Raw genomic sequence first — 11,817 nt, 5'->3', positions numbered from 1 at the left:
CCCGTTAGAAGTTTACTGAAACATGAAATTTGACATAAAAAATACCAAAATATTTTCGATGTAAACGTTTACTAGAATCAATACGACTTGTTATTTCTTTTTTTATTCGTTATCATTTTTGTAACACATCGGATGTTTCATCTTCCCTACTAATCAAAGAATAGGGTGAAAGGATGAAAGCGAGGACCACAGCAGAAGGCAGGATGATCTTTGTATACAGGTATGCATCCTGGGCCTTTACATCGCTTGCCTATGCATTAAATGACTCAGGCACTTTAAGTCACAAGCTGGTTTTAATTTTTTTATTGTTCTTTTTTGTGACGATGTTTACGTACATTTATCGTAGATATCGCAATCAAGGGCCGGTACTGAAAATATGTATCGCCGTGGAAGCCTTAGGAATTATAGTTTTACAGTTTTTAACCGGCGGGATGGATAGCCCGTACAAATGGTATGTCATGAATCCGATTCTCGCCGCAGGGGTATATTTAAGCGCTCTGTATAGCTGGACACTGCTTATTTCTTATATCGGCATCCAGCTCACGATTTGTTATGTCTTCTTCAATGTGAATCGGATCAGTCTCCTGGATGTGCTGCTCCAAAATATGAATATGATTCTGGTATTGGCCTTGACAACGATGGCGATGCAGGTGATCGGCACTATGAAGAGGGAGCTTGTGAAGGCGAATGAGCGAACCAATGAAACGATGGATCATATCAAATCGCTGTATCACATCATGGAGACGGCAAGTCACAACAAAGCAATGAATATGGGGCAGGTCATCTCGGATTATGCAGTGAAGCTTACCAAGCAGAGCAAAGCGTTCTTCTGGCTGGATAATAGGGAAGTCGAGGACGCGCCGGCGAGCAGCCAGACGGGCTGGGCAGCGGATGAAGAGCTGAAACTATTTCAGGAGCTGGCTGCCTATCGTGAGCAATTCCGCTTGGAGCAGGAGCCATTCTTCAAGAACTTCCCGGAATGGGGAGATTTTTTGATGATTACGGTGCCTATGACCACGCGGTTTGTGGCAGCGATCGGTGTAAAGCTTGACCCGGAGCAAGGAATGGGAAGAAGGCGCTGGCTTGTACAGCAGCTCATATTTCTTGCGGAGCTAAGTGCGATTTTCCTCGAACGTTATGAGTTGGAACGGGTCGAAAGCCAGTTGCTGGTGACGAATGAGCAGAACCGGATCGCCAATGAAATGCATGACAATGTATCGCAGAGTTTGTTCGGGATTGTCTATGCAGCCCATTCGCTGCGGCAAACGTGGCATCAGCTTGGCAGGGCCCAGGTGGATGAGCAGATTGAATTGATTCAGGAATCTGCGAATCAGGCGGTGCGCGAATTAAAGCTTGCCATTCATAGTCTAAGCTCCAAGAAGAGCGGCGGACCGACCTGGATGGCAACGGTAAAGAGTCATTTGCATATGCTGTCTCGGCTAAACAACGTACAGATCGAGCTGCACAACACGGGAGATCAGTATACGCTCCCTTACCCATACCAGAAAGCATTATTTCGCATCATATCGGAGTCGGCCGGCAATGCCATTCGCCACGGTCATGCCAAGCAGATTCAGGTGAAGCTTACGCTGACACCGCAGCAGGTTGAACTGGCCATTTTGGATGACGGGATCGGGTTCAGGACCGAGAAGCTTGCGGCTGGAGGGGAGGAGATTGGATCGGAGGGTGGACTTGGTATGAGGAATATGGAATACCTTGCACGTTCTATGGGAGGTGAATTTAGTGTCTCCAGCGCAGTCGGGAAAGGAACCGAGATTGTAATCGCGATTCCCGTCCAGGCAGCCGAACGAATTCAGTGAACTGAATCATTCCACTAGGAACAGGAGGTCGTGTGATGAAAATTGTCATTGTAGATGATCATCCTTTAGTAAGGAGAGGACTCGCTGCGGTAATATCTATGCAGCCGAATGTACAATTTGCAGGAGAGGCCAAAAATCAACGGGAAGCTCTGATGGTCCTCGAAGAAACACAACCGGACTTGGTCCTGTTGGATCTGAAGCTGGGAGATGAATCCGGTCTGGATATCATCAAGGCATCACGCCGAAAGGGCTTTAGCGGCAAGTTTATTTTGCTGACCTCCTCTGCAAGTCGTGAAGATTTTCTGAAAGCGGAGGAAGCAGGCGTGGATGGGTATGTGCTGAAAGAAGCGCTACCGGAGGAATTGCTGTATGCCATTCAGCTTGTGAGCAAGGGACGCAAGTATTACGATCCGACCATTTTGGAAAATAAGCTGCGCGAGGATGCCGGATCATTGACCGATGAATTGACACCGAAGGAAAGGGAAGTTCTCATTGAATTGGGGCAGGGAGCATGTAACCGTGAGATTGCTGCTAAGCTATTTATCAGCGAATTTACGGTGAAAAAGCATGTTAGCCAAATCCTGGCCAAACTTCGTTTGACGGACCGGACACAGGCTGCTCTTTATGCCAATGCCATTGGCCTTGCGAAATATGAACCGACCACCACCGTCTGATGCTCTGAATTGTATACTATTATTAAAAATTAACTAAAATTTTAAATGAAAGTAAAAACACGGAAGCTGTTCCGTGTTTTTTTATTTTCCATAAAAAGATGGTCCAAAAGTATACCAAAAAATGAACGGAAGTGGTAGATAAATCACCACCTTAGTTCCGATCAAAGTGCCGATAGGGTCCATGTGCGTTATAGATGCCATTGATAAAATGAAAATATATTTCTTATAAGAAGAAAAAAAAGGCGGAAGGGAGGATATCTGTGGAGAAGACGATATTGGACTATCTAGTGTTAATAAGGAAAAGGCTGTGGCTGATTGCGGCATTCGTATTGATTTCATGCATCACGACGTTTTATGTCAGTGAAAATTTTGTGAAACCGGTGTACTCTGCTTCCAGTCAATTGCTTATTAATAACATTACCGGAGCAGAAGGCAGCAATGAACTGAACCAGGTAAGCACAAGCCTTAATCTGGTGGAGAGCTACAGACAAATTCTCACATCTCCTGCCATTATGGGCAAAGTCGTTGCCGAGCATCCGGAATTCGGGGTGAACCCATCAGAGCTATCTGAAAAGCTGAAGATTCAGTCCTCGGACAAAAGTCAGGTGATCGGGCTGACCATCGAAGGGGAGGACTACCAGACGGCCGCTGCTATGGTAAACTCCATAACTCAGACGTTCACACGCTCCGTTCCTGAATTGATGAATATGAATAATGTGAAAATTTTGAACCTGGCCGATATCGTAAATCAGCCGGAGCCGATCAACGGTAGTCCGGTCATGAATATTGCAATCAGCTTCTTGGTGTCCTTGATGATCGCTTTGGGAACGATTGTTTTCCTGGAGAGCATTAACGCCACGCTGCGCAATGAGAAGGAAGCCGAGGCGGATCTGGGCCTTCCGGTCATCGGAAGCATTCCGCTCATGAGGAAGAAAGACCTGAGCGGAACTGTAGGAAATTCAAAAGAACGAGTGGGGGAGCGAACTTATGCTGCGATTGAATGACACGTTGATTGCCGAAAGTAATCCGGCGTCCTACATATCGGAGTCCTTCCGTTCCCTGCGTACCTATATCCATCAGCAGGTTTTGCGCCATACAGACCGGGGGACCGTCCTGATGTTTGCTTCGCCGGATAAAGGGGAAGGAAAAACAACCTTGTTGGCCAATTTAGGCGTTTCCTTTGCTCAGGAGGGGCGTAAGGTGGTTCTTATCGATTGTGATCTGCGCCAGTCCTCCCTTCATGAAGCATTTGGCATGGAGAATACAAATGGTTTGTCGGCATACTTGCGCGGAGGTGCCTCCTCCAAAGAAATCCTGCGCAAAGGCGGACAGGAGCTGTATGTTGTACCGGGTGGGGAGAATTTGTACAATGCGCCCGATTTGTTTGGCGGGGAGCGGATGACGGCACTGCTGGATGAGTTGAAGAACGAATACGATCTTATCCTGCTTGACAGTCCTTCGGCTTTGGATTATACGGATGCCCGTCTGCTGGCCTCTCTTACGGACGGTGTCATCTTGGTGGCGAAGCATGCCAGTACTAAAAGAGAAAGCTTGCGCAAGACGAAGCAGCTAATGGATCAGGCTGGAGCAACGTTGCTGGGCATCGTGATGAATCAGGTGAAAATGTAGTCATATAAAACGCTAGGAGGACGAGTGCGATGAAAAAAGTGAAAAAAGCGATCATACCAGCAGCGGGTCTCGGAACGCGCTTTCTGCCTGCGACCAAGGCCATGCCGAAAGAGATGCTGCCGATTATCAACAAGCCGACCATTCAATACATTGTGGAAGAAGCGATTGAATCCGGTATTGAGGATATCATCATCGTGACAGGAAAGGGCAAACGCGCCATTGAGGATCACTTCGACAACGCATTTGAGCTGGAATCCAGACTGCTGGAGGACGGCAAGCTTGAAATTTTACAGGAAGTACAGCGTTCTTCCAAAGTGGATATTCACTACATCCGGCAGAAAGAGCCGAAAGGTCTGGGGCATGCCGTTTGGTGCGCAAGACGTTTTATCGGGGATGAGCCATTTGGCGTACTGCTGGGAGATGACATTGTCACCGGACAAACACCGTGCCTCCGGCAGTTGATTGAACAATATGAAGACACGCAAAATTCGGTGATAGGCGTGCAAAGCGTACCGGACGAAGTAACACATCGTTACGGTATCATCGAACCGGATCTTCAGGATGGCCGACTGTACCGGGTCAACAACTTTGTGGAGAAGCCGTCCAAAGGAACGGCACCGTCGAACTTGGCGATTATGGGACGTTATGTGTTTTCACCGAAAATCTTTAAATATCTGGATCTGCAGGAAAAAGGGGCAGGCGGTGAAATTCAATTGACCGATGCCATCCAAAAGCTGAATCAAAGCGAGCGCGTGTACGCTTATGACTTCGAAGGTGTCCGTTATGATGTGGGCGAACGTCTGGGCTTTGTTCTGACAACACTTGAATTTGCACTGAAAAATGGCGACCTGCGCGAGTCGGTGCTGGAAGCTATGACGGATTGGCTGGCTAAAGCTGAACACCCAACAACTGTCGGTTGAGAGGAGGGCTTTAAAGCATGAGCATGGAAAATCTGCCGGACGACTATGAGGCTGTCATGCCGGGTACGACGTTTTACATGCCATATGGAACGAAACAAATGCAGGACAAGACATCCTATCTGGTTACGAAGCGTTTGCTGGATATGATTCTGAGTGCGGTCGGGTTGATCGTATTGCTGCCGCTGTTCGTGGTCATAGCGATTTTGATCAAGCTGGAGGATCCCAAAGGTACAGTTTTCTTCAAACAAACGAGGGTTGGAAAAAATGAAAAGCTGTTCAACATGTACAAATTTCGCTCTATGGTGTCCAATGCGGAGGAACTGAAGAAGGATTTAATGGCACTGAATGAGGTCAGCGGAGCGATGTTCAAGATTAAGAACGATCCACGCATAACCAAGATGGGCAGATTTCTGCGCAAAACCAGCATCGATGAAATTCCCCAGCTTTGGAACGTGCTGATTGGCGATATGAGTCTGGTTGGTCCACGTCCACCGTTGCCAAGCGAAGTGGAGCAGTATTCGGATTACGATAAACAGAGGTTGCTGGTAACACCCGGCTGTACAGGTTACTGGCAGGTAACTGCCCGCAACAGCGTCGGCTTTGAGGAAATGGTGCAGATGGATTTGAAATACATCCATGTCCGCAGCACCTGGCTTGATCTTAAAATCATCGTGAAAACGGCATTTATGATGATTTTCTCTAGGGATGCATACTGATGGAAAAGCCCAACTTTTCCCGGCCTGATCTATCGGTCATTATTTGCACCTATAACCGCGCTGACCTGTTGGACAAAACGCTTGTTTCTCTACTGAGCCTGCATGAACTGGATCGGGCTGAAATCATCGTGGTGGATAACCGCTCCTCCGATCATACGGCAGAGGTTGTGCGTCGCTTTATCGCTGCACACAAGGAATTCGTTAATGTGACATATCATTTTGAAGCCGAACAGGGCCTTTCTGCGGCACGCAATGCGGGCATCCGGCTGGCGGCAGCCGAGATTATTGCCTTTCTGGATGATGATGCGATTCCGGCAACTGCATGGATTCGCACGATTATTTCCGCTTTTGAACGGAACTCGGACATGAGTGCTATGGGCGGCCCTATTGCACCTATATTTGAATCCGATCGTCCCGCATGGCTTACGGGTCCGCTTGAGCTTCCTTATACGATCGTGAATCTCGGCCAGGAAGAAAAGGAGTACCCGCGCAGTCTGAATCCGTTCGGCGCCAACATGGCCATGCGCAGTGAGGCTTTGCAGGATAACCTCTTCCCGCTTCATCTGGGCAGAAAGGGGAATCTTCTTCTGTCTGGCGAAGAGTCCTGGGTATTCGAACAAATCCGCAGAAAAGGCGGTTTAGTCAAATACCATCCAGACATGGCGGTCGATCATTTCGTCCCCGCTGCCCGCTTGACCAAGGAATGGATTATGAATCGTTATTACTGCCAGGGGATGTCCAACGCGGTCCAATGCACCAGCCTGAAAGAAAGGGTGATGTTGATAGGGAAAACGGCGGCGAAGCTGTTGTATATTGTGTTCCGTTCCCTGAATGCACGCTCTGAAGGCAGCAAGTTGCTGAACCGCTGCAGACTGGAAAGCATCCGCGGGACCATGGATACGGTCCGTAACCGTAAAAGTGAATCTGCTGCAGGGTGAGAGGTGTTGAAAGATGAGTAATTATCCATGGCTTGCAAGAATAAACACCCTGCAGTACGGATTTATCTTCCTTGCAGCCGCACTGTTTGTAGGAATCGCGGCTACATACCAGCCGATAATCAGTCTTGCTGCAGTATGTCTGCTGCTGCTGCTGGTTGTCTCCATCCGGCATCCGGAGCGGATCAGTTATGTGGTGCTGGTTAGCACGGCGGTTTCTGTAGACTCCTTGTATTCGGGCAGCGTCTTCGGAATAGAGATTCTATCTCTTTACAAGCTTGGAATTCTAGCACTGCTCGTCCCGTGTATGCTGGTGTATGGCATTCGTTTGAAATTCAGCTATCCGATACTTGCACTCATCGCCATGCTAGGGATCACCTTCACCTTTTCAGTATGGCTGCCGACATTGACGGCCTCCATTGCGCTTAAGGCGTTTATCGGGCTGTCACTTCCTTTTGTCTTCCTGCTGATTAAGTGGAAGAAGGAAGTGGCGCAGAAGCATATCACCATGATCAGTCTGCTGCCGATCATCAGCGTGAGTGTAGGTGTTCTCTTGTCAGCAGCGGGTCTGCATTCGTTAGCGGCAGTCGAATTTACCGGAGCTGTAAGGTTGCAGGGAGCGAACATTCCGCCACATCTGGCGATGCTTGCTTTTCTTGGTATCGCGGTTTCGCTGATTGAACTCAAGCGCAGATCACAGCAGACGGTGCTTTTTTATGCGGTACTGGCGCTCAATTTTCTGATTTTGATTTCCACCGGCACCAGAGGTCCGATTCTGGCACTGGTTTTGATGTTACTTGTATATCTGTATGACATTTCACGGCAGTATCTCAGAGGGAAAATCAACTATCTTCTTCCTCTGGCGGGTTCGTTCATACTTGTCCTCGGCGCTTTGGCTATGCAGTGGGATAACTTGGAAAAGCGTTCCTTCGAACGACAGACAGATGAAGGTATCGATCTGTCGGGGAGGACGGAGGCGTGGGAATTTTTCTTAAGCAAGGTGCATGATTATCCGTGGTCGGGGAGAGGACTAGGTGCCGTGACTGTGGCGAACGATGGAACACTGTTCAGAGGCTTTGTCGTTCCGCATAACGAATACATCCGCTTTTATTTTGATACAGGATATATAGGCTGCGGGCTGCTGATGCTCTCCCTGCTGATCGTGTTCGTTCTTATTTACCGCTCTCTTCCCAAGCCGATCAAGCCGTACTATGCAGGCTTAATTGTTGGATTTCTGATGTATTCTTTTTCCGATAACACCTTGTCGACAGTTCAAATGATTATTCCTTTCTGCTGGTATCTGAACTGTCTGTACCAGACAGCCAATCAAAACGATTTCCGCAAAAGAGAAGTGATACGATGAGCAGAGTGAACATGTTTGATGTCAATTTTGATAATTATGATTTTAATGATCTACTTGAGTTTATTGATAGAGCCATCCAGACACAGCATCATTCCTACATTCTCACCTGCAACGTGGATCATGTGATTAAGCTCCGCAAGGATGATGAATTCCGGCGGGTCTACTCGGGTGCTGGGGCAGTCGTCGCCGACGGGATGCCGATTATATGGGCATCGAAGCTTCTGCGAAAACCGTTAAAGGAGAAAGTATCCGGCTCGGACCTGTTTCATAAGCTCGGTGAGGCATTTGAGGAAAGGAATTACAGACTTTTTTTTCTCGGCTCCGCACGAGGGGTGCCTGAGAAGGCGATGCACAATCTTCAGGAATCCTTCCCGAAAATGAACATTGTCGGCTGTTATTCCCCATCCTACGGTTTTGAGAAAAACGAAGAGGAAAACAAACGGATTGTGGAGATGCTCATTGAATCCCGCCCGGATATTGTATTTGTCGGTGTCGGAGCACCGAAGCAGGAAAAGTGGATTTATCAGCATTACGGAACCTATCGCGCGCCGGTATCCATCGGGGTAGGGGCTACCTTCGATTTCCTGTCAGGCTCCGTGAAGCGGGCTCCGGATTTTATGCAAAAAACGGGATTTGAATGGTTTTGGAGACTGTCGCAGGAGCCGCGGCGTCTATGGAAAAGATACCTGATCGAAGATTCGCAGTTTTTGATTCTGTTGGCCAAGGAAATGCTCAAACGCAACCGGTTGAAGGGGGGGAATGCGGAATGACTTGTTCCGCCCGTGATGAGCAGTCCATCGAACAGCCGCTGTCCCAGCGGGTGGATCAGATTCCGCTGACCTATCATTTATCCGAAGTAACCATTCCATATGGCATGCTGACCATCGATGGCGGCAAGCAGGGGCCTGAAGCCGAAAGGGAGGCCTCCAATGAGAAATGATGGACGTTTACAACATCTCGTCATGTGGAATAGACGCAGCCTCTCGCTGTTGGTGATGGGAGCTGCAGCCTGCATACTTCCGCTTATCATCGGTTTTATCAGCGCTAAAATGAGTCCGACCATGAGCCAGCAGGGTGCAATCGTGCTCGCTTTGGTTTTTCCGGCATTCATATTTGCAGTCATCCAGTCCAAGGCTTTGATTCCCTACACCCTTGTGGTGTGGGCGATCGGCCCGGAAATTCGGCGGATCTCCGACTGGATGGAAGGAACATACCAGTCGGTGTCGCTGCTTAGTATTGCGCCGTTGCTGGCGAGCACCATGATCTTGATTCCGGTGCTGCGCGGTATCCATCAAGCGGAACAACCGCTGGCCAGAATAGCGCTTTATTTCGCAGTGGCACTGGGATATGGCAGTCTGATCGGTGTCGCCAAGAACGGAATGGGCTTTGCTTACGATCTTGCAAACTATATCATTCCGCTTATGATACTGCCCTATTTCGCAGTACGGCCATTTGATGTGAGAGACATTGACCGCCTTCTAACCACATACGCCAATATTGCGGTTGCAGTATCCTTATATGGAATTATTCAGTATCTGACTGTACCGCCATGGGATGCCTTCTGGATGAATCATGTGGAGATGAATTCGATCGGTCTGCCCTATCCGCTTGAGATCCGGGTATTCTCTACCTTGAACTCTCCGGGGCCTTGCGCCTTTTTTTTGGCAGGGGCGCTGATGCCGATGCTGATGGAGAAGCGCTGGCGTGGTTCCTTGGGCTGGTTCGGCGTGCTGCTGACGCTGGTCTGCCTCATGACCACCCTTGTGCGTTCTGCATGGCTGCTGGTATTTGTTATGCTGCTTGCTTATATTCTGACTTCCTCCTCCAAAGGGAAATGGAAAACGATCCTTCAGCTTGTCATCCTGGGAGCGCTGCTTGTATACATTGTACCCAAGCTCCCGGGCGCCGAAGGATTGGTCGCACGGATGGAAACGCTGACGTCCATTGAGGAGGATCGGTCGTACAATGATCGGCTGGATTTGCTGAACACGATGCTGCCGACCGTCATAGGCAACCCGGTCGGTCAGGGACTGGGCAGTGTGGGAACAGGAACGAAGCTGGATAATGGTGGAGATCTCGGTGAGATGGGCATTATGGACAACGGATTTATCGCGGTCTTCCTAACCTTTGGTGTTCCGGGTGCCATATTCTTCTTTGCAGGTTTGTTCTTGCTCGCGAAGAAGCTGATTTCACGGATCACCGCCCGAAATTCGTTTCAACCCTATGCACGGCTGGGCTTTGCGGCATGGATGGGAGCGTGTGCCAATCTGATCTCTGATAACGGCTTTCCCGGATTAAGAGGTTATGTGGTCTGGACGCTGATTGGGATTGGATTGTGGGCCAAAGATGCTATGGCGGAAAGAAGGTGACTCTCGGATGCAGTATTTACAAGCGCTGTCCAACCCAATTCGGACAGTTATCGGAACAATTATGCGTTTCGCCAGAAGCAAAGACAACAGCTCGGCCGCCGTCAAAACCATGTTCTTCAGCATACTAATCCTTCTTGTGAATATGCTGACAGGTATCCTGACAGCACGTTACCTGGGACCCACTGGGCGCGGCGAACAGGCAGCCATGACCAATTGGTCGCAGTTTCTTGCCTTCTGCATGACCTTTGGGGTTCCTTCGGCATTGATCTATAACGCCAAGAAAAATCCAAAGGACGCGGGTAACCTGTATGGCATCGCTTTGCTGCTAGCCATTATATTCGGGGGCTTGGCGTCAACCGTCGGGGTTTTTCTCATTCCGTTATGGCTGGATGCCTTCAGTCCGAGTGTGGTCTTGTTCGCGCAACTATCCATGGTGATGTGCCCAGTGATTGCCATCTCGCAAATTAACAACGCCATGATGCAGGTGCGCGGCGAGTATAGGCAATACAATATTTTTCGTTATATTGTTCCGCTGAGCACGCTTGCTCTATTGGGACTGCTCATTATAACCGGCTACATAAGTCCCTATACCTCTGCACTGGCTTATTTGCTTCCGTCGGTGCCGGTGTACGTGGTCGTTACCGTGCGGCTTATTCGTGAATATCGTCCGAAAATTAAAAACGGCTGGCTACATTTCAAGCGCCTGTTCTCCTATGGAATGGGCTCTTATGGCAATGATCTGATGGGGCAGGTCTCCATCTATATCGACCAGATTCTGATTGCCGCGCTGTTGGCACCCGCCGAACTTGGTTTGTATGCGGTGGCGGTCAGCCTAGCACGGATGGTCAGCGTGTTCGCAAATTCCATCATCGTGGTTCTTTTTCCGAAAGCATCAAGCCTGGAGAGAGAGGACGCGATCGCCATCACGTTCAGAGCCTTTCGCATTACTTCGACCGCGGCAATTCTGACGGCGATCGTACTTATGCTGATTGCTCCCTTTGTATTCACTCTGCTGTATGGACCGGAATTTAAAGAGGCGCTTACCGTCTTTAGATTACTGGTACTTGAGGTTTCCATCGGAGGGGGGACCATGGTGCTCGCACAGACATTCATGGCGCTCGGCAAGCCTAAGCTTGTTACCATACTTCAAGGACTCGGCTTGGCTCTGGTTGTTCCGCTATTGATTATACTTGTACCCGCATATGGTCTCACGGGGGCTGGCATAGCCATGCTGTCATCGGTAATTCTCAGATTCATCTGCATTCTGTTCAACGTCAAATTTGTACTTAAAACCAAAATACCGAGATTGATTATCTCCAGGCAGGACATTCAATGGCTCCGGAAAACAATGTCAAACTACATTCGGAGAAACCCAGCGAACGGTTAAGAAA

At 49.0% G+C, this 11,817-nt stretch carries 12 protein-coding genes; all 12 read left to right on the top strand.

Annotated elements, in window-relative coordinates:
- Positions 1–173: 173 nt before the first annotated feature.
- The 12 genes from OIN60_RS19715 to OIN60_RS19660 all read left to right on the top strand — a co-directional run bounded on the left by OIN60_RS19715 (position 174) and on the right by OIN60_RS19660 (position 11,813).
- Positions 174–1,820 carry a sensor histidine kinase gene (locus OIN60_RS19715; protein WP_305756582.1) on the top strand — a complete coding sequence of 549 codons (1,647 nt, stop codon included), beginning with the start codon at positions 174–176 and terminating at the stop codon, positions 1,818–1,820.
- Between the two features lie 35 nt (positions 1,821–1,855).
- Positions 1,856–2,494, top strand: a complete 639-nt coding sequence (locus OIN60_RS19710) for a response regulator (protein WP_305756581.1) — start codon at positions 1,856–1,858, stop codon at positions 2,492–2,494.
- 260 nt (positions 2,495–2,754) lie between these two features.
- Positions 2,755–3,498 (top strand): YveK family protein, encoded by a 744-nt coding sequence (locus OIN60_RS19705; RefSeq protein WP_305756580.1) that lies wholly within the window; start codon positions 2,755–2,757, stop codon positions 3,496–3,498.
- Positions 3,482–4,123: a CpsD/CapB family tyrosine-protein kinase gene (locus OIN60_RS19700; RefSeq protein WP_305756579.1), complete on the top strand. Its 642-nt coding sequence runs from the start codon at positions 3,482–3,484 to the stop codon at positions 4,121–4,123. Before OIN60_RS19705 ends, OIN60_RS19700 begins: the two co-directional genes overlap by 17 nt.
- A gap of 29 nt (positions 4,124–4,152) precedes the next feature.
- Positions 4,153–5,043, top strand: coding sequence for a UTP--glucose-1-phosphate uridylyltransferase GalU (galU, locus tag OIN60_RS19695; RefSeq protein ID WP_305756578.1), 891 nt, complete (start codon positions 4,153–4,155; stop codon positions 5,041–5,043).
- 17 nt (positions 5,044–5,060) lie between these two features.
- The gene (locus OIN60_RS19690; protein WP_305756577.1) at positions 5,061–5,759 is read left to right on the top strand and encodes a sugar transferase; all 699 of its coding nucleotides are present in this window, start codon (positions 5,061–5,063) and stop codon (positions 5,757–5,759) included.
- Complete coding sequence (locus tag OIN60_RS19685) at positions 5,759–6,697, top strand: glycosyltransferase (RefSeq protein WP_305756576.1); 939 nt, start codon at positions 5,759–5,761, stop codon at positions 6,695–6,697. The genes OIN60_RS19690 and OIN60_RS19685 overlap by 1 nt, the downstream gene beginning before the upstream one ends.
- 13 nt (positions 6,698–6,710) lie before the next feature.
- Positions 6,711–8,057: an O-antigen ligase family protein gene (locus OIN60_RS19680; protein ID WP_305756575.1), complete on the top strand. Its 1,347-nt coding sequence runs from the start codon at positions 6,711–6,713 to the stop codon at positions 8,055–8,057.
- The gene (locus OIN60_RS19675) at positions 8,054–8,827 is read left to right on the top strand and encodes a WecB/TagA/CpsF family glycosyltransferase (RefSeq protein ID WP_305756574.1); all 774 of its coding nucleotides are present in this window, start codon (positions 8,054–8,056) and stop codon (positions 8,825–8,827) included. The genes OIN60_RS19680 and OIN60_RS19675 overlap by 4 nt, the downstream gene beginning before the upstream one ends.
- On the top strand, positions 8,824–8,997 hold the full coding sequence (locus OIN60_RS19670) for a hypothetical protein (protein ID WP_305756573.1): 174 nt from the start codon (positions 8,824–8,826) through the stop codon (positions 8,995–8,997). Before OIN60_RS19675 ends, OIN60_RS19670 begins: the two co-directional genes overlap by 4 nt.
- Complete coding sequence (locus OIN60_RS19665) at positions 8,987–10,426, top strand: O-antigen ligase family protein (protein ID WP_305756572.1); 1,440 nt, start codon at positions 8,987–8,989, stop codon at positions 10,424–10,426. Before OIN60_RS19670 ends, OIN60_RS19665 begins: the two co-directional genes overlap by 11 nt.
- A gap of 7 nt (positions 10,427–10,433) precedes the next feature.
- The gene (locus OIN60_RS19660; protein WP_305756571.1) at positions 10,434–11,813 is read left to right on the top strand and encodes a lipopolysaccharide biosynthesis protein; all 1,380 of its coding nucleotides are present in this window, start codon (positions 10,434–10,436) and stop codon (positions 11,811–11,813) included.
- Positions 11,814–11,817: the final 4 nt, after the last annotated feature.

The organism is Paenibacillus zeirhizosphaerae (assembly GCF_030705605.1).
Taxonomy (GTDB): Bacteria; Bacillota; Bacilli; order Paenibacillales; family Paenibacillaceae; genus Paenibacillus; species Paenibacillus zeirhizosphaerae.
Note: the sequence above shows the minus strand (reverse complement) of the source record. Positions and strands in the feature narration are given on the sequence as shown.